We start from the raw sequence: 26,085 nt of genomic DNA on the forward strand, positions 1-26,085 counted from the left end.
ACAGAGTTAGGAAAATACTCCGGATGAAGGATTCCAACGCGACAGTGACACAGCTGGCATTGCTTCAGCAAAAACTTCACTCGGCAAAATTGGCCCTTGATGAAGTAAACGAAGACAGGAATGCTAAGTTACAAACACTACTCCAATTTATTGGCCATTTAAGTCTTGCCTGCAAAGGGCAGAATTTAGAACTGGATAATAAACTTGCCAAACTTCGCCACAATCTAAATACCTTTGAGCGAGTCGATGAAGCATTACCGGAGTTGGTTGATGTTGAACGCTTGTTAAAGGGTCAGTACAACCACGTGATGGTGCAACTGGAAGAAAGCCGCACAGGGCTTGCTCAAGTCATTCGCCAAATCCAACGGGTTAATTCGGCGCCAGAAAAACTCAAAAAAGAAGTTAACTACTTCAAGCAAGATCTCTCTAAACCGTTCCACACTGTGTGGGAATATATTCCTAAAGTTAAACAAATCATTGGCTTCTACGATACCATCCTGCAGCAGCAGTTCAACGAAACTGAAAAGCTCGATGTCTTGCCTAAGCACAGGCAACTCGCCCACGAACTGGCGCAGATGATTTCGGAAATCGAGTTTCGTAAAGATCAACGCGACCAAGTGCTGGTGATTAAAGAGCTGCTGGCATCGGAAGTCGAAATCGATACCTTGCTCGAAGCTTATCAAACCATTTTATCTCTGCTGCTCGATAACATCGCCCGCGAAAAATCGGCCTCACAAGAGTTTTTATACGCCCTAAACGATGCATTAGCCGCGGTACGTGAAGTGGTGAGTGAATCCTATAATCACAACCAGCGCAGTTTTCAGCTAAAAACCCAGCTCAACCGTGAAATCAATTCGCGCGTCGATAATGTGGGTGAAGCCATTATCGACACCGACGATATTGTCGATCTTAAAGCCCAGTTGACCGAGCAGCTTAGCTCGATTCGCTCCGCCCTCGCCCGCAAAGAAGCCTTAGAGCAGCGTGAACAAGCCTTGCTGCGCAAGTCGATGGAAACCATGCGCAAAGAGCTTAACGAGCTGAGCAACGAAGCTAACACCTATAAAGAGCGACTCTTCGAGCAACAAAAACTCAATCTATTGGACAGCTTAACCCAGCTCCCTAACCGTGCAGCCCTCGAAGAGCGTATGGAACTTGAGTATCGCAATTATCAGCGCCATAAAAGCCCACTGTGGATTGCGGTGGCCGATATCGACCACTTTAAGAGTATCAATGACAGCTTTGGCCACAGCACGGGCGATAAAACCCTGCAGGTCATCGCCATGGCATTAAAGAACTCCCTACGGGATACCGAGTTTGTCGCCCGCTACGGCGGTGAAGAGTTTGTGCTCATCCTGCCCGATATTGACGGTGGTGATATTGCTCAACTTTTAAACAGAGTCCGTGAAAAAGTAAAAAATATTCCATTTAAATTTAAAAATCAGCGAATTACAGTTACAGTATCTATAGGGGCTGCGCAGGTTATGGGGAACGAGCTCATACATGAAACCTTCGAGCGCGCCGATGCAGCACTCTACAAAGCAAAACATGAAAGCAGAGACAGGGTTGTGATTGACGTATAACAAAGTCCGCCTATACGTCGCCTCTTATCACTCCTGTCGAGACGAAGGAGTGATAAATGATAGTAAAAGTCAGCCCTAAGGGCAGCATGGATCAGCTTTCACAACTCGAAGTTGATCGCCTCAAAAATAGTGCCAAGAGCGCCCTATATCAACTGTATCGTAACTGCTCACTCGCCGTCCTCGCAGCCGGCCTCAAGACCGACAACTCTAAAGCGCTTTTCGAGCAATACCAGAGCTTCGATATCAATGTGTTGCAACGTGAACGTGGGGTTAAGCTAGAGCTTATCAATCCCCCCGAGCAAGCCTTTGTCGACGGCCAAATTATCACGGGGATCCAAGAACACTTGTTTTCGGTGTTGCGGGATATCCTTTACATCAGCGACAAGTACGACACCCTTAAACATATCAATCTCACTAACGCGAGCCACATAACTAACGTAGTGTTCGATATTTTGCGTAACGCCCGCGCCATCGCACCGATGAAAGACCCCAATGTGGTCGTCTGTTGGGGTGGCCACAGTATTAATGCCGTCGAATATCAATACACCCGCGAGGTGGGCTATCAGCTTGGCCTAAGAGAACTCGATATTTGCACTGGCTGTGGCCCTGGCGCGATGGAAGGCCCAATGAAGGGCGCGGCAATTGGTCATGCGAAACAGCGGATTAAGAATGCCCGTTATATTGGTCTCACTGAGCCCAGTATTATTGCCGCCGAGCCGCCTAACCAAATTGTTAACGAGCTGGTGATTTTACCCGATATCGAAAAACGCCTCGAAGCCTTTGTGCGTCTAGGCCACGGCATTATTATCTTCCCCGGCGGGGCGGGTACCGCCGAAGAGCTACTGTATATTTTGGGTATTTTGCTGAATAAAGAAAATCAGGAAACCCCCTTCCCACTGGTGCTAACGGGGCCCAGTGAGAGCGCGGATTATTTTATTAAAATTGATGAGTTTATCGCCGCCACATTGGGGCCTCAGGCGCAGCAAAAATATCAAATCATCATAGATAATCCCGCCGAAGTCGCGCGGGTGATGAAGCAAGGCATGGAGCAAGTGAAAACCCATCGCCGCGCCACTGGCGATGCCTATCAATATCAATGGGGACTAAAGATAGAACCGGAGTTCCAATTGCCATTTATCCCTAGCCACGAGGTGATGGCCAACTTGGATTTACATTATCAGGCCAATAAAGCCGAACTGGCCGCCAATTTGCGTAAAGCGTTTTCGGGTATCGTGGCGGGTAATGTAAAATCAGACACCATCAAGCAGATTGAACAACTAGGCCCCTTCCACATTAAAGGGGATCCACATTTAATGGAGCTGATGGACAATTTGCTGGGCGCTTTTGTCGCCCAACATCGGATGAAACTGCCGGGAAGCGCTTATGTTCCCTGCTATCAAATAGTGAAGTAAAACAATAACCGCCAATGAATAAGTTTTTAATTATCGATGGTCTCAACTTAGTTCGCCGGATTTATGCGGCGATCCCAGATGAGAACGATATGGACAGTTTAACGGAGCGTGTGAGTGTCGCCTGCACTAAACTGCTGCGCATTCACCACCCGACCCATGTCGCCATTGTCTGGGATGGTGATGAGATCTCCTGGCGTAAACAGCTTTACCCCGATTATAAAAAGGGCCGTAAACCTATGCCCGAGCCTCTGGCAGCGGGCTTACCAGCACTGCAGGAACACCTGAAAAGCTTACCAATCCAATCGATTTATGCCGCAGCCGAGGCCGATGATGTTATAGCTACCCTTGCGATGAAAACCGCCAAAGCCCAAGGTGAGGCCGTTATCGTGTCGACCGATAAAGGCTTCAGCCAACTCAATCACCCGCGTATCAGCCAATGGGATCATTTTAATCAGCAGTACCTCAACATCGCTGAGCTTGAGCAAAAATTGGGCGTCGATCGCAGCCAATTCCTTGATTTAATGGCACTGGCGGGTGATAGCGGCAATAAAATCCCTGGCATCGCAGGCATAGGCCCAAAATCGGCGGCAGAATTACTGCGAACCTTCAGAACCCTAGCGGCGTTGTTTTCTTCGCTGCCCAATCTTGGCGCTAAACAAGCCAAGAAACTGGCTGAAGGCCGAGATATGGCGCGCCTTAGTTATAAATTAGCCCAGCTACAAACTGATTTACCCTTAAACATCAACCTCAAGGATTATAGGGTTAACAGCCCCGCTAATACGCCGCAGGTCGATTAGCGCCTCTTGTTAACACTAAGTTGCAATAAAGCCGTTTACCTTAGGCCATCAAAGGCGTATTTTATTGACTTGCCAGATAGTACATTGGATATGCAAAGGAATTAGATTCAATGAAATCAAAAACTTCGGTCATTATTGGTAGTATATTTGCCGCGTATGTCGCCTTCGTCGCGGTTGTGGTGCTGGTATATGAGCCCACCCCTGATGAAATGGATTGGAAAGACAGGCAAGTTTATAACAGCCAGAAATTAAACGAGTTAACCCTAGGGCAGGATATTTCCGCCGTCAAAACCCTATTTGGCAAGGCCGACTTTACGGAAGCCAAATCCCTTAAGGATGGCCAGCTACAAGTGCTGTTTTATCGTACTCACCATGAAAAATCCGATGGCGTGACCACCAAAGAAGAATGCACACCACTGATTTTTAAAGACGATAAACTCGTGGCCTGGGGTGATGATACCTATAAACAGTATCTCGAAGCTGGCACCGATATCGTTAACCGCACCGCCAAAGAAGCTGAAAGCTCAAGCAAAAATTGATTTGGTTCTGATATCGCCATCATCCCTAAGCTAAATATCCAAAGCTTATTAAGCTATCTCCAAAAATGGCAATGTAAATCAATATATTGCCATTTATGTTCCAGAACTGCTTGGAGGCGAGATAACTTTATCGCTAGGTGTGTAGGATGAATTGTTATTTTCCCCTGTGACACGCCATCCTTTAATTTATTAAAAACCGTCTCTGAGGCTCGACTAAAACCTAGATGTTTTAAAAGGTCACAGGCACAACAATGTCAATCCTAACTACCCCTCTAGCGGTTGTTCAGCTAAAAAGCAATTGCCCCATTCCGATTTTCGGCTCGTTAGCTCAATCGAAAATTCCCACTCCTGCTCCCATAAATATTCTTATCTATTTGCCTATGTTTAGCCTTACCAGAAATTGGCTAACAATGTATGGGTATACAGTCATATTTAAATTTAAGTATTTTAGTATGATTTTAAGACAAAATCAGTGCGCACTAATTCCATCCGCAATAAATAAAACCCTATAAAATCAGGTGAATATAGTAACAGAATTTTACCTAATAGGTTTAGAAAACGCCCATGCGCTTTTTTTCTGATGGTGTATTTAATAAAAAACTGATAAGTTCTTTGTATACAAGTAGTTAACCGTGCGCGTTTTAACTGATGTAATATGATAAATAGTGCATAAATACTAAGACGTTAACTGCCCAGAAAAGGAGAGTGCTATTGAACGCTAAAGAAATAGGACGAAAAGCTGGCAGAATATTTGAGTATCACTTACCGGACCATTGGATATTTCGGTCGCAGGAAGATCAAGAAGACTACGGAATTGACGGGGAGATCGAACTAGCGAACGAATCTGACCAAGTAACAGGATTCATATTTAAGGCACAGATAAAAGGCCAAGAATCAGTTTCATTTATTGAAAACGGAAGCATGGTTTCATTCAGCCTCAAGCTTGAAAGATTGAAGTATTACATGCAAGAAGTTGAGATTCCAGTAATTCTAATTGTAGTGGATGTGACAAAAGAGCAGATTTTCTGGAAGAGTTTACAAGATGATGCACAACTAAGAGAAATAATGTCATCGGCTTTGAGTAGTAATCAAAAGACTGTTTCTGTTCACATTCCCGTTACTGATTGTCTTCCTGATAAATATGGAGAACTTTTGGCCGCGGTTGATGCCAATATGAACTGGCTGCGGGTAAGTGCTTTAAGTCGGATGACATCGCCAATCGATGCGATAGTTAAAAAATCTCCAAATGACCTCATTGCAGAAATGCTCGAAAAGTCAAAGCAATTGAACTTCCATTTGTTTAGTGAGTCTTTTGAAAGACTATATGTCAGTGGAGATTTTGATGCTTTGTTTGATAGCGCTAAAGATGTTCTAATCTCAGCAACTGAAAAATTAGAAACCAGGTTTTGTGCTGGACTCTATATCGAACGTGTCTATTTGCAAAAAGTGGATCCAAGGTCTGAGGAATACCAAAGCCTTTGTTTAAATCTATATGTATTACTTCTCAATCTTGTTAGAGACAACAAAGCAGCTGAACATATCAGATTATATTCAATTTTATTGCTTCGTAGTATTAAGTTAAATTTTTCAGTAGATGCCGACTATCATTATTATCTGTCAGCCAAAATGACAGAAAATGATGATTTGACAAGGTGGGTAGTTGACTTTTCAAGATCTCAAGTAGTGTTGAAAGCAGCAAGAGAAGTGGAAAAAGTTATCCATCTGACTAACAGAATAATTTTGTCTGGGAATAAATACTTATTGCTAGAAACTCTCCCGAGAGTTGGTTCAAAAATAGCCATATTTGCACATAGGCTGTCGCTTGATGGTCTAGAGCAGCAAGCCCACTATTTATATTCGTGGTTAAAATTTTGCATAGACCTAGCTGTTAATCTGGCAAGGGAATTAGAAAAAGAAAATTTTATTGCAGAAATAATTATTTTGAATTCTACTTTTAAATTGCACACAAGTGATGCTGATTTTCTCTTGGATGAATCCAACGAGCTGGCAAAGAGTATTAGACATGAATCAATAAGGGCCAGTGTTACAGATACGATTGCAAGGATAAAATTAGACATAAAAAGAACCAATGAGGATGCTACGCCAGAAGAAGAGTTAAAATTCTATCGGGAAAGGGCTAAGGCACTTGGATTCAATTATGATGATCCTGATGACGAAATGGGTCAGATAATTAATCAAGGTCTAAAAGATTATAATCCAGAGAGAGTTTTGAGGGATTGTGAACATATAGTTGTCTTTCCTTCTGGTTCACGGGGCATACCAGCTAGAATGGTCGGGTTACCGTCTGCCGCCATGAAATGGATATACTGTAGCAAATTCGGTCATGCTATGGGTGGCTGGGCTTTGGATAATATCTATAAGTCTCCAATTAAAGAATATGGCTTTGAAAACCAGTATTGTAAAGGTTGTGAATATAAGAAACCGCGTTCTGATGATTGGAGCTGGAATAGCAAGTGGCAGAATGAAGAGATTAAGAAGCATAAAGATATCATTACCGAAATCGATTCGATGTAATTGCAGTTAACAAGGCGCTGCTGGCGGAAAAATTTTTCACTGCGCGCCAAAATTTGCCCTAGAACACGGAGTTAACCCATAAATTTTTTTATCCGAAACGGTCGAGATAGAGTTAAGGCTTTAACTCGAAAATGTCCCAAAGCATGCTTTGTATTTCTTTAAAACTTACAGACTACGCTAATGCTAAACAGGTGAGCCATGGTAATTCCAAGAGTACAAAAGGACTATTTCAATGAGCTAGCTCGCGCCCTTATTGCCATAAAAAACGCCACCTTTCGGTGGCGTTTTTATGGATAAACCTAAAACAGAAGACTACTCATCATCGGCTTTATATTCGACATAGGCTTCGCCTTGGCTTAACCAAGTTGGCGCGGGTTTACCTTTAAGATAATGGTCGAAGTATTCCATCATCCGAATGCTGTAATCGAGTTTATTAGGGTATTTCTTCAGATGATGGGGTTCATCTTCATATTGTAAAAACACCACATCCTTACCCGCACGGCGCATCGCTAAGTACATTTCGACACCTTGCTCCCAAGGCACCGCATCGTCTTTATCGCCAAACATGATCATCAACGGTGTTTGAATGCGATCGGCATAGAAGACTGGCGAGTTCTCAATATACTTTTGCGGCGCAGCGAAGAGGCTTTCACCAATGCGGCTTTGGCCGGTTTCGTATTGGAATTGGCGCGCAAGCCCTGTGCCATGGCGAATACCGCTGTAAGCGCTGGTCATGTTGGCCACTGGTGCACCCGCCACCGCAGCTTTAAACATCTTGGTTTGAGTGATGGCAAATGCCGTTTGATAACCGCTCCAAGAGTGTCCTTGTAAACCAATGGCGTTAGCATCGGCAACGCCCATGTCGATAAGCTTTTGCACGCCCGAGGTCAGTGCTTGAACAGAACTGGCGCCGGGATAACCTATATCGAAACGAATATCCGGCAAGAATACCGCATAACCATTATTCACATACCAAGCAAAGTTTGGTCTGTGGTTGACCTTCATTTGCGGGAAGGCATGCAGTCTGTCGGTCATAAAGCGATAGTAGTAAACCAGCACAGGATAACGCTCGCCCGCTTGATAGTTCGTCGGCTTAATCAACACGCCATCGAGCGGCTTGCCATCACCATTGGTCCAATGCACTAATTCGGCTTGGCTCCAATTAAAGGCTTGGCGCTGCTTATCTAAATCGGTTTGCTTCACGGCATTTTGTGGAGCCTGATAACTTGCGGTGTATAAATCGGGGAACAGATCGAAGCGCTCCTTAGAAAACACTAAGGTATCGGCATCTTTACTGCGACCAAGCACAGTTAATTTATACTCGCCTTCCATCAAGGTCTTAACGCCCGCTTCGCCTAAAGTCGCTTGATAAAAACCGTCGGCCTTAGTCTTGTCGCTGTAACCATGCAGCAGCACAGTGGCATTGTAAGCCAGTGTGGTTGGCTCATCGGGATTATCGACTAAACCTTCAACACGATATTGGATTTTTTGAGCGCGTCCCTGCCCTTCGGTTAAGGCAAATCCGCTTTTCGATGCAGTATTAAACTGCCACACATCGTATTTGTCGTAGACGAGGAAACCAGCATCATCCTTCAGCCAAGGGCCAAAACCATAACCCGGCGCATTGGAAGGATAATCATGGTCTTCATCGGCAAAACTCACTTTTAAAGACTTGGTCAGATTAGTACGGCGCCCTTCGGCAATGTCGTATAAGTACACATTACCTTGCTGATAATAGGCCACATATTTACCGTCGCCCGATAAGCTCGGCTCAGCATCACTTGGCTGTTGGGTTAACAGTGGCAACTTGCGCCCCGTGTTGATATCCACCAAGTAATAATCTTGATAAAAACCCGCCCAAGTGATCATCTTGCGATAGGGTAAGTCAGAGCTTGCCAGCATATAACGCTTGTGCTGCGACAAGGTCACATCTGGCACCGTTTTATCGCCAAGCTGCACCACATTATTTGAGCCTAAATGCAGCACGGCTAAGTAAGTGCGCTTTTGCTCTTTATCATATTGTTTGATTTCATGGGGTTTAATCCGTGGATCGTCCCCATGCCAAACCTTAAGTCCACGTAGGCCTGTGACTATCTCTTTGTCGTAAAGATCTTTTTCTTCAGCAATTTTCTTCAAGCTAAGCTGCTGGCTCACCTCGGGCACGCGGCCAAAGAACAGTCGTTCACTGTCTAGGGAGAAGTTTAAACTGGCGTAACGGTTTAACGTCCACTCTTTGGTGTTTGGCACAGGGCGAATTTTGCCAGAAGCGATATCGACTAGGCTTAGCTGATAACTGCGGCCATAGGGTAATTCACTCGCATCCCCTTGAGTAAAGGCCAGCCAGCGACCATTTTTCGACAGTGAAACCGCACCGATTTGCTGAGTTTGAGATTCAAATGCCGTTGATTTTTTGTAGTCTTTCAAATCAATCAGTTGCAGTTGATGTTGTTTCGCCTCGATATCATTGACAGCAACGGCCAAGCGGCGACTATCTTTATCAAACTGATAGGCGGTCACATGCTCCAGATCCACCCGCTGCGATGGTGAAGACAAATTCACTAAACTCAAACGACGGCCTTGGTCGAACTTATCGACCTTCACCTTCTCGGCTTTGGGCTTATCATCAATGCCTTCGGTCTTCTCTTTGGCGTCTTTCTTGGCCTCTTCGTCGGCTTCAAACCAAATGGCTAAATGCGCGCCATCATCGCTAAAGACAAATTCTTTTACCCGTTCAAATTTGGTTTGCGTGCCCGTTTCAGTGTCGAGCAGCACCATATCGGCCTTAAGCTTTTTCTTCGCTTTAGCATCGCTGGTTTCAACGGTGAGTAAACTGGGCTTAACCGCCATCGCTACATAACGGCCTGTGTGACTCACGATAGGATCCGAGCCACCTTCAATCTGAAACGCTTTACCTGTCTGTAGATTCTTAATCAAACCATGGCTATCGCCACGATCCGGTGCCACCTCCACCGCGAGCACTTGACCATTGTCAGCGATAACGGGTTTTTCGAGGGACTCAAAATGCATAATGTCGGTCAGGGTAAGCGGTTTAGTGCTGGTTTCTGCATGGGCATTGGGCAGTATTCCGAGGGATAAAAGCACTAGCGATGTGATAGGTAATAACTTCAATGTCTTCCTCTTTTATGTAGTTGTTAGACTAAAGTAGACTTTTTTAACCATTGGTCCTCCATCATCGTTATAACCCAGTATTTTTACAAGTTATACCCGATAAAAAATCGTGATATTGCTCACTATTTCCTGTGAAGTTTGACCAAAGACGGTTAAAATAATGGGGAGAAAAAACACCAAATTCATAGTCATGTTACCCGGCTAATCCCGGGTCGGACAATTGCAGTAACGACGAACCGTGGAAGGACTTCTCCATGTCAAAAAGAACGATAACCGTAATTCCAGGTGATGGAATTGGCCCAAGTATTATTGATTCAGCCTTAAAAATTCTTGATAAAGCAGGTTGTGATTTTGAATATGAATTTGCCGATGCCGGCTTAACTGCTCTCGAGAAGCAAGGCGAACTACTTCCGCAGCGTACTTTAGAACTGATCGAAAAAAACCGCATCACCCTCAAAGGCCCGCTAACTACACCAGTAGGCGAAGGCTTCACCTCTATCAACGTGACATTACGTAAGAAATTCGGCCTGTACGCGAACGTGCGTCCAGTGTTATCTTTCAAAGGCACTCAAGCCCGTTATGAAAACATTGATATCATCACAGTGCGTGAAAATACCGAAGGCATGTACTCAGGCCACGGTCAAAAGGTTTCTGAAGACGGCACCACAGCAGAAGCGACCAGTATCGTCACTCGCCAAGGCGCAGAGCAGATCGCGACATTCGCCTACGAACTGGCCCGCAAAGAAAACCGTAAGAAAGTCACTATCGTACACAAAGCAAACATCATGAAGTCAACTTCAGGTCTGTTCCTGAAAGTGGCCCGTGAAGTGAGCCAACGCTACCCAGACATCAAAACTGAAGAAATGATCGTCGATGCGACTTGCATGAAGCTAGTGATGAACCCAGAAAACTTTGACGTTATAGTGACCACCAACCTGTTCGGTGACATTCTGTCGGATCTGTGTGCAGGTTTAGTCGGCGGTTTAGGTATGGCACCTGGCGCCAACATTGGTCGTGATGCAGCGATTTTCGAAGCGGTTCATGGCAGCGCGCCAGATATCGCTGGTAAAAACCTCGCAAACCCAACCTCAGTGATCTTAGCCTCTATCCAAATGCTGGAATACTTAGGCATGGCTGATAAAGCCGACATGATCCGTAAAGCCGTATCGGCAGTGATTGAAGAAGGCGACCGTACGACTCGCGATTTAGGTGGCACCCACGGTACGACTGACTTCACTCAAGCGGTGCTTGACCGTCTGTCATAATCGCTTTGCGCGAAACAAAAAACGCACCCTGGGTGCGTTTTTTTATGGCCGCCATTTAGCGGAATTGCCAAATAAAAAGCCCCAAACATCACTTGGGGCTTCACTCATTAAAAGAACGGTGAAAAACCGCTGATTAGTTCCAAGCCTGGCTCGGTCTAATCCACAGGTGAACAGTCACTTCATCACGGTCATGGTATAAGTGCTTACACTGCAACTGGAATTCGTTGATGCCGTTTTCCTTGAGGATTTCCTGCATGGTATTCAAAATCGCCATCACTTCTTTATAACGGCTCTTCATCGGCAGTTTGAGGTTGAAAATGGCTTCTTTAAACCAGCCATTGATGGCCCAAGCTTCAATCAGCTCAGCCACGCGTGCGGGTTTTTCGACCATGTCGCACACTAACCAATAAATATTTTTACGCTGTGGCTCGAAGCGGAAACCATCCTCGCGGAAATGTTTCACTTGTCCGGTTTCCATCAGCTTTTCATTCATTGGGCCATTATCGACCGCGGAGACCATCATGCCACGACGCACTAATTGATAGGTCCAGCCGCCAGGGCAAGCACCTAGGTCCACCGCATTCATGCCGCTGCGAACCCGCACTTCTTGCTCTTCTTTAGGCACAAACTGCGCGAAGGCTTCATCGAGTTTCAAGCTTGAGCGGCTCGGCGCATCGGCAGCCATTTTCAGGCGCGGGATCCCCATAAAATAGGGTGAACTGTTGTTACTGAAGGAATAACCGGCGTAGGCGCGACCTGGGCCGATAAAACACACGTGGATAATCGGACGCTTAGGATTTTCTTGCGCGAGTAAACTGCCGGATTTTTTCAAATGCTGGCGCAAAGGCACGGTAAACTTACGGCAAAATGCCGACAGCTCTTTCGCTTCGTTGGTATCAGGAGTTTCAACCCTCAACTCACCCGCTTTACTCACGTCACTGAGCGCCGCCACAATCGGGCTGACACGATCAGACTCGGGTAAATCCGCCAACAGTTCGCTTGCGGCAAACATCTGACGGGCAAAAATCAGTGAATCTAACGGCAGTTGCTTCACTAAGGTATCGCCGCCGTCTTCTTCAAAACATTGATATACCACGTAGGCATCGTTGTTGTTGGCCTTAACAAAGCCACCCACATTGAGCTCGGCGGCTCGCTGTTGGATTTCTGCTGCGCATTCTTTCTCATAGCCTGCACGGCAAAATAAAAATAGGTTTTTCATGGAGATCCTTAAGAAATCCAAGCCATAAACATGGCCGACTATCGATTTGGGCGCCAGTATAGCAATTTCAATACACAAAAGCCCGATTTGCTATCGGGCTTTTGTGTGATTGGCTGGATGAACCCATGGCGCAGTGGCTGCGCCATACGAGCATTATGACTCGTTACCATCCACCACTTTATGGCGCCATACGGCGGCGGCCAGTAATAACCAACCTAAGAGGAAACAGCCACCGCCCATCGGCGTGATAGGGCCAAACCATTTACTACCGACCAGCGCTAAACCGTAAAGCGAGCCAGAAAACAGCACAATACCGGCCATAAACAGGTACGCCGCCCAGTCTAGCAAACGCGAGGTTAACCACTGCCCGGCAAAGGCCACGGCAATCAGCGCAAAGGTATGGTAGAAGTGATATTGCACCCCCAGATTAAACACCTCAATCAGCTCAGGCGGCGCGACAGCCTTGAGTCCATGGGCGCCAAAGGCGCCTAGCGCGACCGCAAAAAATCCGCTTACCGCGGCGAGTAACAACAATCCTTTACGCATTTTTACCTCCAAAAACCAATAGGCTTTACGACAGACGACGCTCTAGCAGTCATGCCTGAGCGCTTTAGGCCACATTAAGAATAAGCACTAACCAATAAATTTTGCTGATAAATCAACAGCCAATGCAAGGTTAGCCGCTTCGGTCGTGCCTGACGACTTTCTTGGGACAAAACTATGATCCCCATCGGCTAAGTATTCAATTTGGATATCGCGCTTAAGCGGCCAGCTAGGGATTTGCATCTTACCGCCAAACTTATCCCGCTCCCCTTGGAGCACTAACACCGGCACTTGGCAGTCGTTTAGGGGTTCTAACCTAGGTTCACCGCCCTTAAGCGGAATAAAGGGATAACCTAAACAAATGACGCTGTCGATACGGCTCGCTTGCGCACTATCGCAGGCCAGTAACGCCGCCATGCGTCCGCCCATGGATTTGCCCATCAAGACCACACGCTTAACCATAGACTGAGCGTGCGCCACATCGAGCATCTCGCTAAAACGGGCAAGCAACTTTGGCGCTCTGTCAGGGGGGCGCTTTTTACCATCCACGGCATTGGCCTGCATGTAGGGAAAGTTAAAGCGCATCACTTGAAAGCCCTTGGCGACAAGACCTGCGGCCATTTGGCACATAAAGTCGGAGTCTCGATTCGCTCCCGCGCCGTGGGCAAATAAAATTAAGGTTTCTGATGGCTCGCCTGCTAACACATAGGCACTTGACGCAACATCCTCGTTAACCGAGGGATTATCCGGGCAACAACTCACTGCGTGACTCCTCGGCAAACATATCTAACATCCACTCACGAAACGCGACCACTTTCCCCAGCTCGGCATGATTCTGTTGGCAGACGAGGTAATAGGCATCTTTGCTCACTAACACCTCTTGGAATGGGCACACCAGTCGCCCCGCCTTAATATCGGGGCGAGCGAGTACGCTATAACCTAAGGCCACACCTTGGCCGTGGGCCGCAGCCTGCAAAACGAGGGAAGAATGACTGAAAATCGGCCCTTGGTTGACGTTGATATCACTTATTCCACATTGTCTAAACCAAGCCTGCCAATCGTGGCGACTCATATCGTGCAGCAGGGTGTGGTATTTTAAATCTTCCGGCTTTGATAGCGGTTTAGGGCCATTTAACAGCATGGGCGAACATACGGGGATCAGCACTTCATTGCGGAGTTTATCGGCGCGCAGTCCCGGCCAATTGCCTAAACCATAATAAATGGCGACGTCGACATCGTCGGTTAAGGAGCTGGCCTCTGTGTCAACCGCTTTAATTCGTACGTCAATATCGGGATTTTTTTCACTAAACTTCGACAGTCGCGGCACCAGCCACTGAATCGCAAAGCTTGGCGACATGCTCACGGTTAACGAACCAATGGCACTACGTGCGAGCAGCCTGTCGGTCGCATCCGCCAGTTGAGTGAAGATGTCTTTAATATCGAGAAAATAGCTCTGACCTTCTTCGGTCAGTAGCAGCGAACGATTCTTTCGGCGAAATAATTTTAATCCGAGGAAATCTTCCAGCGCCTTAATTTGGTGACTCACCGCAGCCTGAGTCACAAACAATTCTTCAGCCGCTCGAGTAAAGCTCAAATGCCGTGCGGCGGCCTCAAATGCTTTAACCGCATTCAGTGGTGGTAAGCGTCTTGACATAGTGATCTCTATCTCAATTTTTAATTAGTTTTTCTAATCCGTATTGTTACATTTAATCGTTTGTAAAGGCCAGCGTTTTTGATTAAATTTTGCGCCAACGAAACACATGAGTTGGACAATCTCGAACGGGTGATGGGAATGTCTGACAGCAATACTTTGTCAGCCCGGAGGCGACTATGTTCAATTTAAAACCTGCTTTTGCGTTAGTGTTAGTCAGCGCACTCAGTGCCAATGTCAGCGCAAATGTTATCGATGCAGAAATTATCATCGACACCAGTGACTTACAGGCAAGCATCAATGCTGAACTAACTGCGACGATGGAAAAAATGCATCAAGAAGCGCTGCAGGATCCTACCTTATTGCTTGCCGATGAAGTGTTACCGGCCCAGCAAGTGGTGAAGACCGAATAAATTGCACGGCTGAACAGTAAAACAAAAGCCGCATTCCAATGCGGCTTTTTTGTATTCGTTTACCTGCTTATTGGCGGATTAAGGCACCAATTCATGTGCATTAAGGCCAAAGTTGATGTTTGGCCTTCGCACATGCATTACTGGCTATCGCTTAAGGGCGGTAAACCTTAACATTGTGATAACCTTGCTCAATCAGGTATAGCGCCTGTAATTTACTCATCACACCACGCTCACAGTACAACAGGTAAGTCTTCTGCTTATCGAGATCGGCAAACTGAGTCGCTAATTTGAAGAAAGGAATGCGCTTGATTTCCACGCCTTCAATCTCCAGCGGCTTGTTCTCTTCTTCCTCTGGGGCGCGAATATCAATCACCACTTCATTGGTGTCGATAGCAACAACGGTTTCAGTTTCAGTGATACGCGTATTCATTTGTTCTGCTATCTCCCTGATATCAATGGCCACGGCCTGCTCAACGATACGGTCAATCAAGTCCTCAGAGAATTTAGTCTCCTCGGCCTCAACCTTAGCCAGTACCGCCTTCACGGTTGGCTTTTGCGAAATCACGCCGCAATATTCAGGCATAGATTTAGCAAAATCTTCGGTGCCAATACGGCGACATTCGTTGATGATGTCCTGCTTGTCCATGGCGATCAGCGGGCGCAGGATCAGCATATCGGTGCAGCGGTCAATCACGTTTAAGTTGGTTAAGGTTTGGCTCGATACTTGGCCTAAACTCTCACCTGTGACAATAGCCTGAATGCCCATACGCTCTGCAATACGCGCCGCGGTACGCATCATCATACGCTTGAGCACCACGCCCATTTGACCGTTGTCGATTTTCTCTAAAATCTCGGCTACTACAGGCTCGAACGGCACAGACACAAACTTCACCTTGTGGGATTCACCATAGGTTTTCCACAAATGGTAAGCGACTTGTTTCACGCCAATTTCATGCTGCGCGCCGCCGAGGTTGAAGAAACAGTAATGGGTACGAGCGCCCTTCTTAATAAATTGGTAGCTCGACACGCCAGAGTCAAAACCGCCCGAAATCAAGGACAACACATCTTCCTGTGTCGCCATTGGGAAACCGCCTAAGCCTTCGATACGCTTGGTCACCATATACAGTTTATCGCCCTCGATTTCGAGGTTAACTGTCACTTCTGGGTTCTTTAAACGCACACCAATCGCATCGGTAAACTGGTTTAAACCACCACCAACATAACGCTCAACTTCGATAGAGTTAAAATCGTGGGAGCCAGTACGTTTGACGCGCACACAAAAGGTTTTACCGGCAATTTGGTCACGATATACGGGTAAAACTTGCTGGTAGATATCATCAACTGAGGTAAAGCTGTATTCATCCACTTGCACCACATGGGCGATCCCAGGAATACAGGCTAAACGCTCACCAAAGGCCTGAGCTAATTCAGGTTTATCATTTGGCACCTTTACCCAAATACGGTCCCATTGACGTTGCACTTTGGCATCTTCATCAACTTTTTTGAGCACGTTACGGATGTTGGTTTCAAGCATTTTGGTGAAGCGCATGCGCACGGGCTTGCTCTTCATCATGATTTCTGGATACAGCTTTACAATAAACTTCATGGGATTTCCGCGGGCAATTTTGTAAACAGCAAAATTGGTTAAAAGAATAATCGCCGGATTATAACAAACTCACGGCGATTGGCGCACCTGTTTCCACACTCGGACTGCTCGTGGCGTGCGCTTATGCACAGTTGAACTTATAGTCAAAAAATCACAAATAAAAAAGCCGTGAGCAAGTCACGGCGTTTTTATCGAATCACAGGTTTGGATTAAAAGCTATTTACCTACTTGAATTTCTTCGGATTCTTTGGCTTTACCCTGTTCAATGGCAATCTCAACTCGACGATTTCGTGCGCGATTTTCAGGTGAGTCATTGGGCACGATTGGATTATTCGACGCCATACCGACCACTTTCATCCGCTTAGGATCGAAGCCCTTCACTTGCAGCAGCACATCGGCCACCGCCACAGCACGTTTGCTGGAGAGATCCCAATTCGAGCTATAGAGCTCATCACTTATCTGCATATCATCGGTGTAACCCGATACCGTGATGATCCCCGGCACATCTTTTAGCAATTCACCGACCGAGCGCACCACGGGTTTAAATCGCGGCTGCAGGAAGCCAGATCCTGAGGCAAACGAGCCCTTCTCACGGATACGGATAATGATTTGCTGCCCAAGTGACTCAATTTCGATCGCCCCATCGGTGATCTCATTATTGAGTTCCTGTGCCATTTTCTTCACTTGCTGATTGATTTTATCCTGCGCCGCCGCGGCTTCGGCTTTTACCGCATCCGCCGTTTCTTGGGCCGTCGCCGAGGCTTCACCGCCCCGCTGCGAACCATTTTGCTGCTGCACACCACCCGCGCTATCGTCTTCGCCCGCTTGATAATCCAATACGGGCTCGGTCATTTCGTTGGTTTGTTGGTTAATGATTTCAATCGGCGTGGGATCGGGACGACCAGGACGAAACTCCAATGCGATCACAGACGTCCCCTTAGGAATGTCTTTGACTTCGACCTTGTTTTGCACCCCGAAGGCATACTTCATCGAGCCTGCGATCTGCTTAAACTTCATCACGTCCATTTCGGAGAATGACAGCAGCAGCACGAAGAAACACATCAAGAGGGACATCAAATCGGCAAATGTTGCCAACCAGAGCGGCGCTCCGGGCGGTGGACAGTTGCACTTAGCCATGGGCTACTCTCCGTCCGTTGTATCGATTTTCCGCTGTTTTTCAGCAAGATAATTCTTCAAGAAACCTTCAATCACCCGTGGGTTTTGGCCATCTTGAATGGCTAATACCGCATCCATAATCAGGTTGCGGTTAAGCATTTCTTCACCCATGCGTAGGGTGAGTTTATCGGCAATGGGAATACACACCATGTTGGCGACCACGGCGCCGTACAGCGTCGTTAACAAGGCCACCGCCATCGACGGACCAATCGATTTAGGATCTGACATGTTGGATAACATCGCCACCAAGCCCACTAAGGTACCAATCATCCCCATCGCGGGGCCAACGTCACCAAAGGCCCTAAAAATCGCAATGCCGTTGCGATGGCGCTCTTCTGTAAGGGCTATGTCTTTTTCAAGTGCGGCGCGCACCACTTCACCATCGTGACCATCGACCAACATATCGACGGCTTTTTGCATAAAACTGTTGGAAATTTGCGCTTCTTCGAGGGCAAGGAATCCGCCTTTACGGGCAGCATCCGCCATAGTCACGGACTGCTCGATAAGATCTTCAGGCTTATCAATCTTAAACATAAAGGCTTTGACGGCGATTTTTACCGCCCCCAAAAACTGCTTGAGATTGAATTTCATCATTACGACGAAGAATGAACCACCGAACACGATAAACACTGAGGGGACGTCGATAAAGATTGCCAGGCCGCCGCTGGTCATCATAGCCCAAAGGATAAAACCAAAGCCCCCGACTAGTCCTATAACTGTAGCTAAATCCACAACGGCTCCTCAATATTCGGTATAAACGACATGATACTGACTCTATTCGCAAAATAATACAAAATGTCATCCGCATAGGGATTACACTTTGGTTTTAACCTGAGCCTTACTCTATGATGTCAAAGGATGATTATAAGCATAATGCTATTATTGTCATTTATCGGACAAGCACTAAGCAAGTTTAGCGACAATTTCTATTTTCTGAAAAAAATTCAGCAACAAAGCGTGCTATTGAGCAAATATCCGTCGACTGAATTTGACCCTTGAGTCGCCCTGATATACCTTGTGTCCGCTCTTTCAAAGGAATTATTAACGTGGCGAAGAAACCCGAAAATCTCAGTTTTGAAGAATCCCTTGGTGAACTCGAGCGCATCGTTGCCGAATTAGAACAGGGCGATGTCTCTCTGGATGATGCGTTAAAACAATTTGAACGTGGCATCAATCTGGTGCGTAACAGCCAAGCAAAACTCGAGCAAGCTCAGCAAAAAGTGGCCATTTTACTCAAGCAGGATGAAAATGCGCCCCTCTCTCCCTATGCCGTTGAGGGCGAATAAGCGTGTTAGTCAATGCAATAAAAGAATATCAACTACGGGTTGATGACCAATTAAAACAACGTTTCAGCACACTCGAAGACACTGCGCCACAATTAAAGGCCGCCATGACCCACGGCGCGCTGTTAGGCGGTAAACGTATTCGTCCCTTCTTGGTTTACAGTGTGGGACAAATGTTTGGCGTGTCGCTTGAAAAGCTCGACGCCTGCGCCGCCGCCATTGAGTGTATTCATGCTTATTCGTTAATTCATGACGATTTACCCGCCATGGACGATGACGACCTTCGTCGTGGTCAGCCCACAGTGCATATCGCCTTCGATGAGGCGACCGCCATCCTTGCTGGGGATGCTCTGCAAACCTTAGCCTTTGAAATTGTTACCGAAGCAGTACCAGGGATCAGCAGCGAGCAACATATCGCCATGGTGAGAGCGCTGGCGAAAGCCTCGGGTTACCGTGGTATGTGCGGCGGCCAAGCGATTGACTTAGCCTCAACCGATAAGCTCATCGACCTTAAGGCCCTAACTCAACTCCACAATATGAAAACGGGCGCCCTTATCAGCTGCGCCGTTGAGTTAGCCTTGATTGCCGCTAATGCGCCAAAAGATGAATATCAGACTATGATGGAATTTGCCCATGCGGTAGGACTTGCCTTCCAAGTGCAAGACGATATTCTGGACATCATTGCCACCACGGAAGAACTCGGCAAACCCCAAGGCTCTGACGCCGAGTCCAATAAGAGTACTTTTCCGCAACTACTTGGACTGCAAGGCGCCAAAGATACCGCCGCGCAACTGATCCAAGAGGCACTATCAGCGCTGGCTAAATTGCCATACAATAGCCAGTTAATCGCAGACTTCGCCCGCTATATCATTGAGCGAAGAATATAATAAGAGACGAAGTATCTCGCTATGAGTTTGGACATTTCACAGTTTCCCGTGTTGGCTCAGGCCAACACTCCTAATGAACTCCGCCAGCTTCCTCAGGCCCTGTTACCTCAATTGGCCGATGAGTTGCGGGAGTTTCTTCTTAAGTCCGTTGGCATGTCCAGCGGACATTTTGCCTCTGGACTCGGCACAGTCGAACTGACTGTTGCCCTGCATTATGTCTATAACACCCCGTTTGATCGTTTGATTTGGGACGTTGGCCACCAAGCCTATCCCCATAAAATCCTCACCGGTCGCCGCCACAGAATGCACACCATTAGGCAAAAGAACGGTTTACACCCTTTCCCTTGGCGGGAAGAAAGTGAATACGACACCTTTAGCGTCGGACACTCAGGCACATCCATCAGTGCCGCATTAGCCATGGCCGTTGCCGCCGAAAAAGAACAGGCAGGACGTAAAGTGGTCGCCGTCATTGGCGATGGCGCCATGACGGGCGGTATGGTGTTCGAGGCCATGAATCACGCGGGTGATTTGCACAACGATATGCTGATGGTGCTGAACGATAACGAAATGTCGATTTCAGAAAACGTCGGCGCGCTCAACAATCACTTAGCGCAACTGATGTCGGGCCGCCTCTACACCACGATTCGTGAAAGCAGCAAGAAAGTGCTCAAGGGCATGCCTGTCATCAAAGAAATGGCCAAGCGCACCGAAGAACACCTTAAAGGCATGGTCGTGCCTGGCACTCTGTTTGAAGAGTTAGGCTTTAACTATATCGGCCCGATCGATGGCCACGATGTCGACGCCCTAGTGGAAACCCTGCGCAATATGCGCTCTCTAAAGGGCCCACAAGTACTGCACATCATGACCAAAAAAGGTCGTGGTTATGAACCAGCCGAGAAAGATCCTATCGGTTGGCACGCGGTACCTAAATTTGATCCTTCACAGTTTAAGAAGCCAGCCACTAAGCCGGGCCTGCCGACCTTCTCCCAAGTGTTTGGCAAATGGTTATGTGATATTGCCGAGCAGGACGAAAAAGTCTTAGGCATTACCCCTGCCATGCGTGAAGGTTCGGGCATGGTGGAATTTTCACAGCGCTTCCCGAAACAATATTTCGATGCCGCCATTGCCGAGCAACATGCGGTGACTTTAGGTGCCGGATTTGCCTGTGAAGGCTTTAAGCCTGTGGTCGCCATTTACTCGACCTTCCTGCAACGGGGTTATGATCAACTGATCCACGATGTGGCACTACAGCGTTTGCCTGTATTATTCGCCATTGATCGTGGCGGTATCGTCGGTGCCGACGGCCCAACTCACCAAGGGGCATTCGATTTAAGCTTTATGCGCTGCATCCCGAATATGGTGATCATGGCGCCATCGGATGAAAATGAATGTCGCCAAATGCTCTATACCGGTTATTGCTATGATGCAGGTCCGAGTGCGGTGCGTTATCCAAGGGGCAGCGCCACCGGCGCGACTCAGGTAGAAGCCATGACGGCATTGCCAATCGGTAAAGGCGTTATTAAGCGTTTAGGCAAGCGTATCGCTATGCTGAACTTTGGTACCACCTTAGCCGCCGCCTTAACCGCCGCAGAAAGCTTAGACGCCACCGTCGTCGATATGCGCTTTGTGAAGCCGTTGGATGTGGATTTGGTTAAAGAGATGGCGCAAACCCACGATGTGCTTGTCACAGTGGAAGAAAACGCCATTATGGGCGGCGCAGGCTCTGGCGTTTTAGAGCTACTGCAAAAGCTTAAAATGCCAAAACCTGTGCTGCAAATCGGCCTACCCGATGAGTTTATTAAACATGGCTCTCCAGAAGAAGTGACCCATGATTTACAACTCGATGCCGAAGGTATGTTGGCGCAAATTAATGCCTTTCTTGCCGATTGAGTGTTGATGGGAGCTAAGCTCCCATTAATCGTAATGAATCACGATTAATGGCAAATAGAAAAACAACAGACAAACAAAAAGGACTGCATCGGCAGTCCTTTTTATTAGTTAGCGCTAAGCGTTAGCTTAGGCTTCAATGTTGATTTCTTGGCTAGGGCCGCCCTGTGACACCATCACCATGGCTGGACGCAGTAAACGGCTGTTTAGCTCATAACCCTTTTGCATCACTAACATCACAGTATTGGCTGGATACTCAGCACTTGGCTGCATACCAATGGCTTGATGTTGGTCAGGATTGAAGGCTTGCCCCTGTGGATCGATAGGTTTTACCCCAAACTTAGCCACGGCGGTTAAGAAGCTCTTTTGCGTGAGCTCAACACCTTCGAACAATGCTTTCGTGGTTTCATCCTGTGGATTAGTACCTTGCAGTGCACGTTCCATATTGTCTAACACTGGCAGTAATTCGTTGGCGAATTTTTCCAATGCAAATTTGTTAGCCTTTTCCACATCCATCGCCGCGCGGCGACGAATGTTGTCTACTTCGGCAGCAGCACGGATAACTGAATCTTTTTGCTCTTCAACTTTCGCCAAAGCGTCAGCGAGTAACTGTTCCAGCTCTTCAATACGGAAATTGGCTTGGGTAAGCTCGTCAATCAGACTCGCTTCTTCGGTAGAAACTTCAGACTCTACACCCTCTTGGATCAGATCCTGTTCTGCTTTAATCGACTCGTTGCTCATTTTCACTCCAGCTAAAAATGCTTTGTTTCTAAATACTCTGGGCATATTATGGGGATCAATTTTGACGTTTCAAGGCCTAAGGCCAGATCTAGCATAAATATGACCACAAAGTTCCACACCATTGGCCTGATTGGCAAGCCACACCACCCAGGGACAAATCAAACCCTCAAACGTCTGCACCACTGGCTGACGGTGCAAGGGTATGAAGTCCTCGTGGAAGAGCGTGTTGCCAGCGAGTTAGGGACAAATATCGTCGCGGTCGATTTATTAGAGATTGGCGCACGCTGCGATTTAGCCATAGTCGTGGGTGGTGATGGCAATATGCTCGGTGCCGCCAGAGTACTGGCGCGCTTCGATGTCGGTGTGATTGGGGTAAACCGTGGCAATCTCGGCTTTTTAACGGATTTACCGCCCGATGCCTTTGAAGAAGCCCTCGCCAAAGTGCTCGATGGGGAATTTGATACCGAGCACCGCTTTTTACTCGAGGCCGAGGTCTATCGCCATGGCATGTTAAAAGCGAGCAATACCGCCGTTAATGAAGCGGTACTCCATCCGGGTAAAATTGCCCATATGATTGAATTTGAAGTCTATATAGACAATCAATTCATGTACAGCCAACGCGCCGATGGCATGATAGTCTCAACCCCGACGGGATCTACCGCCTATGCCCTGTCGGCAGGAGGCGCTATTCTTACCCCCAATTTACAGGCATTAATCCTAGTGCCTATGTTTCCGCATACACTGTCGTGTCGCCCCATAGTGGTCGATGCCTGCAGCACCATTAAGATGGTCGTCTCCCCTGAAAATGGCGAAAATCTCGAAGTAAGCTGCGATGGTCACGTGCATTTAGCCGTTTTACCCGGCGATGAAATCATAGTGCGCCGAAGCTCTGAGCAGCTCAGGCTTATCCACCCTAAAGGCCATAATTACTTCCATGTGTTACGCAGTAAACTCGGCTGGGGCAGTAAGCTGTTTTAAGCCCACATAAGACGAAGGCATAATGGCCACAAAGGCACGCCATCATTAATCACTCAGGTTAATCTCCACTCCAGTTGTTAACAGAATGGTGTGTTGCGGCTGCGTAGCTGTAAACAGCTTTATTAACCGTTATTAGATTTCAGATTAAAACAAAATTCATTAAGTGATATTCATCACGCGAAATTTAGCCATCACTAAAACTTGATCTCGCTCTCATTATTCCCTGCGGTGCAAAACTCAATAAATACCTATTTATTCATTACCTTACTCAATTCAATTTAGCGGAGTGATTTTCATCGCCGCACAAAAACGAGACATGGATCACATCTTAATATTGTCTTAAAAATCCATTAAGTACTCATTAATGAAATAAATGGATCAGTTAATTGCAATACTGATAGCTAATTTAGCGGATATCTCGATTTTTATAACCTTAAGGAATAGAAATCAGTGAAACATCCCATTATCGAAATATAAAAAATCACCTTCGAGTGACATGGATCACAGTTAGGAAAATCCTCTGAGAGAAGCCTCCCACAGCACTGTAAATTAGCATTTTATACAGCAGTCAAAATGATCTAGATCATATTAGTTAAGCCCCGAATAGCGTCTAGTACACACCACAGAATGTTGTGACTCTTGGCATTGGCAGTTGAAACTGCTGATTTACCCGCCGAGGGTTAAACAGGAAAACACTAGCAAGATCCAAATATAAATAATAAGACAGACCACTTTATGTAGAGGCAAGCATGACAATACTTCAACTCCTCGCCAGCTTGACGCCAGTGATCAGTGTAATGATCTTTCTCGTATTACTCAGAATGCCAGCATCCAAAGCTATGCCCATCTCCATGATAGTTACGGCGCTTGCCGCCGTGTTTATTTGGCAAATGGATACCACACTGTTAGCCGCATCGGTTCTCGAAGGACTGCTGTCAGCCATCACTCCCTTAACCATCATCTTCGGCGCAGTATTCCTGCTCAACACCCTGAAATACTCAGGGGCCATGGATACCATTCGCGCGGGTTTCACTAACATCAGTGCCGATGCCCGTGTGCAAGTGATTATTATCTGTTGGTTATTCGGTGCCTTTATCGAAGGGAGTGCGGGCTTTGGAACACCAGCCGCGATTGGTGCGCCGCTGCTGGTATTGCTGGGGGTTCCGCCCGTTGCCGCCGCCGTTGTGGCGCTGATCGCCGACTCGGCCTGCGTATCCTTCGGTGCAATTGGTTTACCCGTGCTGTTTGGTATGGAGCAAGGTTTAACCCAAGGTGGTGTGAGCATGGCTGCGGCGCAAATTGCCGAGCACGGTGGCACTTATCCTGACTTTGCCCAGTTCATTGCAATGCATATGATCACTATCGACTTAATCACAGGTACCTTAATTCCACTGGTGATGGTGTCGATTCTGACGGGCTTCTTCGGCCGTAATAAGTCATTTAAAGAAGGCTTAGCCATTTGGAAGTTTGCGATTTTCGCGGGTCTTGCCTTTACCGTTCCCGCTTGGATCATCAACTATATTGCGGGCCCTGAGTTCCCATCCGTGATTGGTTCTCTCATCGGTATGGCGATGGTTATCCCCGTTGCCCGTAAGGGTTACTTATTGCCAAAAACGCCTTGGAATGATTTTGCCGAAAATGATAACCAAGAGGAAAGCGCCAAAATTGAGACCACCACTAAGTTCTCACAAATCGCCGCTTGGACACCTTATATCATCATGGCAGCACTATTAGTGTTATCACGTACGGTTGCGCCACTCAAAGCCTGGTTATCGGGTTTCAACATCAGCTGGACTGGTTTATTGGGGACTGAACTTAAAGCCAGCTTTGCGACCCTGTACGCACCAGGCGCCTTCTTCGTGGCCGTGTGTATCTTAGGTTTCTTCCTATTCAAGATGAAAAGCCCTGCGATTAAGCAATCCATCGGCGTGTCATGCAAGTCGATGTTACCGACTATCATCTCATTAGGCGCATCCGTGCCTATGGTGAAAATCTTCTTAAACTCTGGTGCTAACGGTGCGGGCCTCGCGTCTATGCCTGTTGCCTTAGCCGACATGCTGGCCCATTCAATGGGCGCAGTGTGGGCATGGATGGCACCGATTGTGGGGATCTTCGGCGCCTTCCTTTCAGGTTCGGCTACCTTCTCCAACATGATGTTCTCCGGTCTGCAATACAGTGTGGCCGACAACATTGGCATGAACCACGCGCTAGTATTAGCACTACAAGGTATCGGTGCGAACGCGGGTAACATGATGTGTGTGATGAACGTCGTAGCCGCCGCGACCGTTGTAGGTATGGCGGGTAGAGAATCAGAAATTATTCGTAAAACTATGCCTGTGGCGATTGGTTATGCGCTACTTGCAGGCACCATCGCAACCCTTTGGGGTGGCTTCTAAGCCAATCGAAACCTAAGGCCGCTTGGCGGCCTTAGTCATTTTTAGCGT

At 47.2% G+C, this 26,085-nt stretch carries 21 protein-coding genes; 12 read left to right on the plus strand and 9 right to left on the minus strand.

The genetic code is table 11. From position 1 onward, the window contains the following. Window positions 1-23: 23 nt before the first annotated feature. From N5E87_RS14740 to N5E87_RS14760, 5 genes are all read left to right on the plus strand, one after another. A complete protein-coding gene (locus tag N5E87_RS14740; protein WP_086902319.1) occupies window positions 24-1,580 on the plus strand; it encodes a GGDEF domain-containing protein in 1,557 nt (518 codons plus the stop codon). A gap of 56 nt (window positions 1,581-1,636) precedes the next feature. Next, a complete protein-coding gene (gene ppnN, locus N5E87_RS14745) occupies window positions 1,637-2,992 on the plus strand; it encodes a nucleotide 5'-monophosphate nucleosidase PpnN (protein ID WP_086902318.1) in 1,356 nt (451 codons plus the stop codon). 14 nt (window positions 2,993-3,006) lie between these two features. Continuing rightward, window positions 3,007-3,789: a flap endonuclease Xni gene (gene xni, locus N5E87_RS14750; RefSeq protein ID WP_086902317.1), complete on the plus strand. Its 783-nt coding sequence runs from the start codon at window positions 3,007-3,009 to the stop codon at window positions 3,787-3,789. A 110-nt stretch (window positions 3,790-3,899) separates the two neighbouring features. Next, entirely contained in the window at window positions 3,900-4,328 is a 429-nt protein-coding gene (locus N5E87_RS14755; protein WP_086902316.1) for a DUF3192 domain-containing protein, read from the plus strand. Between the two features lie 711 nt (window positions 4,329-5,039). Then, window positions 5,040-6,863, plus strand: coding sequence for a DUF4365 domain-containing protein (locus tag N5E87_RS14760; protein ID WP_176370282.1), 1,824 nt, complete (start codon window positions 5,040-5,042; stop codon window positions 6,861-6,863). Between the two features lie 312 nt (window positions 6,864-7,175). Here the strand turns inward: N5E87_RS14760 and N5E87_RS14765 are convergent, their stop codons facing one another. Next, window positions 7,176-9,992: a prolyl oligopeptidase family serine peptidase gene (locus N5E87_RS14765; protein WP_086902314.1), complete on the minus strand. Its 2,817-nt coding sequence runs from the start codon at window positions 9,990-9,992 to the stop codon at window positions 7,176-7,178. A 254-nt stretch (window positions 9,993-10,246) separates the two neighbouring features. Here N5E87_RS14765 and N5E87_RS14770 point away from each other — a divergent pair, with 254 nt between their 5' ends. Then, window positions 10,247-11,257 (plus strand): isocitrate dehydrogenase, encoded by a 1,011-nt coding sequence (locus tag N5E87_RS14770; protein WP_011623471.1) that lies wholly within the window; start codon window positions 10,247-10,249, stop codon window positions 11,255-11,257. Between the two features lie 133 nt (window positions 11,258-11,390). Here N5E87_RS14770 and rlmM read toward each other — a convergent pair whose 3' ends face one another. From rlmM to N5E87_RS14790, 4 genes are all read right to left on the minus strand, one after another. Next, window positions 11,391-12,476 carry a 23S rRNA (cytidine(2498)-2'-O)-methyltransferase RlmM gene (gene rlmM, locus N5E87_RS14775; protein WP_086902313.1) on the minus strand — a complete coding sequence of 362 codons (1,086 nt, stop codon included), beginning with the start codon at window positions 12,474-12,476 and terminating at the stop codon, window positions 11,391-11,393. A 153-nt stretch (window positions 12,477-12,629) separates the two neighbouring features. After that, a complete protein-coding gene (locus N5E87_RS14780; protein ID WP_011623473.1) occupies window positions 12,630-13,022 on the minus strand; it encodes a DUF423 domain-containing protein in 393 nt (130 codons plus the stop codon). An 87-nt stretch (window positions 13,023-13,109) separates the two neighbouring features. Beyond that, complete coding sequence (locus N5E87_RS14785) at window positions 13,110-13,781, minus strand: alpha/beta fold hydrolase (RefSeq protein ID WP_086902312.1); 672 nt, start codon at window positions 13,779-13,781, stop codon at window positions 13,110-13,112. Next, window positions 13,762-14,673: a transcriptional regulator GcvA gene (locus N5E87_RS14790; protein ID WP_011626781.1), complete on the minus strand. Its 912-nt coding sequence runs from the start codon at window positions 14,671-14,673 to the stop codon at window positions 13,762-13,764. The genes N5E87_RS14785 and N5E87_RS14790 overlap by 20 nt, the downstream gene beginning before the upstream one ends. A gap of 176 nt (window positions 14,674-14,849) precedes the next feature. On the opposite strand from N5E87_RS14790, the gene N5E87_RS14795 reads away from it, so the two are divergent. Beyond that, window positions 14,850-15,083: a hypothetical protein gene (locus N5E87_RS14795; protein ID WP_086902311.1), complete on the plus strand. Its 234-nt coding sequence runs from the start codon at window positions 14,850-14,852 to the stop codon at window positions 15,081-15,083. Between the two features lie 151 nt (window positions 15,084-15,234). Here N5E87_RS14795 and thiI read toward each other — a convergent pair whose 3' ends face one another. The 3 genes from thiI to pomA form a co-directional block, all read right to left on the minus strand. Then, a complete protein-coding gene (gene thiI, locus N5E87_RS14800; protein WP_011717761.1) occupies window positions 15,235-16,689 on the minus strand; it encodes a tRNA uracil 4-sulfurtransferase ThiI in 1,455 nt (484 codons plus the stop codon). A 216-nt stretch (window positions 16,690-16,905) separates the two neighbouring features. Next, window positions 16,906-17,826, minus strand: a complete 921-nt coding sequence (locus tag N5E87_RS14805; RefSeq protein WP_011623478.1) for a flagellar motor protein MotB — start codon at window positions 17,824-17,826, stop codon at window positions 16,906-16,908. A gap of 3 nt (window positions 17,827-17,829) precedes the next feature. Continuing rightward, complete coding sequence (gene pomA / locus N5E87_RS14810; RefSeq protein WP_011717762.1) at window positions 17,830-18,597, minus strand: flagellar motor protein PomA; 768 nt, start codon at window positions 18,595-18,597, stop codon at window positions 17,830-17,832. A gap of 314 nt (window positions 18,598-18,911) precedes the next feature. On the opposite strand from pomA, the gene xseB reads away from it, so the two are divergent. Genes xseB through dxs form a run of 3 tightly spaced genes read left to right on the plus strand, consistent with a single transcriptional unit; the run spans window position 18,912 to window position 21,925 of the window. Beyond that, entirely contained in the window at window positions 18,912-19,151 is a 240-nt protein-coding gene (gene xseB / locus N5E87_RS14815; protein WP_011623480.1) for an exodeoxyribonuclease VII small subunit, read from the plus strand. 2 nt (window positions 19,152-19,153) lie between these two features. Next, window positions 19,154-20,035 (plus strand): (2E,6E)-farnesyl diphosphate synthase, encoded by an 882-nt coding sequence (ispA, locus tag N5E87_RS14820; RefSeq protein WP_086902310.1) that lies wholly within the window; start codon window positions 19,154-19,156, stop codon window positions 20,033-20,035. A gap of 21 nt (window positions 20,036-20,056) precedes the next feature. Further along, complete coding sequence (dxs, locus tag N5E87_RS14825) at window positions 20,057-21,925, plus strand: 1-deoxy-D-xylulose-5-phosphate synthase (RefSeq protein ID WP_086902309.1); 1,869 nt, start codon at window positions 20,057-20,059, stop codon at window positions 21,923-21,925. Between the two features lie 126 nt (window positions 21,926-22,051). Here dxs and grpE read toward each other — a convergent pair whose 3' ends face one another. Then, a complete protein-coding gene (gene grpE, locus N5E87_RS14830; RefSeq protein WP_086902308.1) occupies window positions 22,052-22,663 on the minus strand; it encodes a nucleotide exchange factor GrpE in 612 nt (203 codons plus the stop codon). 99 nt (window positions 22,664-22,762) lie between these two features. On the opposite strand from grpE, the gene nadK reads away from it, so the two are divergent. Next, window positions 22,763-23,641: an NAD(+) kinase gene (nadK, locus tag N5E87_RS14835; RefSeq protein ID WP_084789193.1), complete on the plus strand. Its 879-nt coding sequence runs from the start codon at window positions 22,763-22,765 to the stop codon at window positions 23,639-23,641. A 749-nt stretch (window positions 23,642-24,390) separates the two neighbouring features. Further along, entirely contained in the window at window positions 24,391-26,037 is a 1,647-nt protein-coding gene (locus N5E87_RS14840) for an L-lactate permease (RefSeq protein ID WP_086902307.1), read from the plus strand. Window positions 26,038-26,085: the final 48 nt, after the last annotated feature.

Source organism: Shewanella sp. GD03713 (assembly GCF_029843705.1).
Classification (GTDB): domain Bacteria; phylum Pseudomonadota; class Gammaproteobacteria; order Enterobacterales; family Shewanellaceae; genus Shewanella.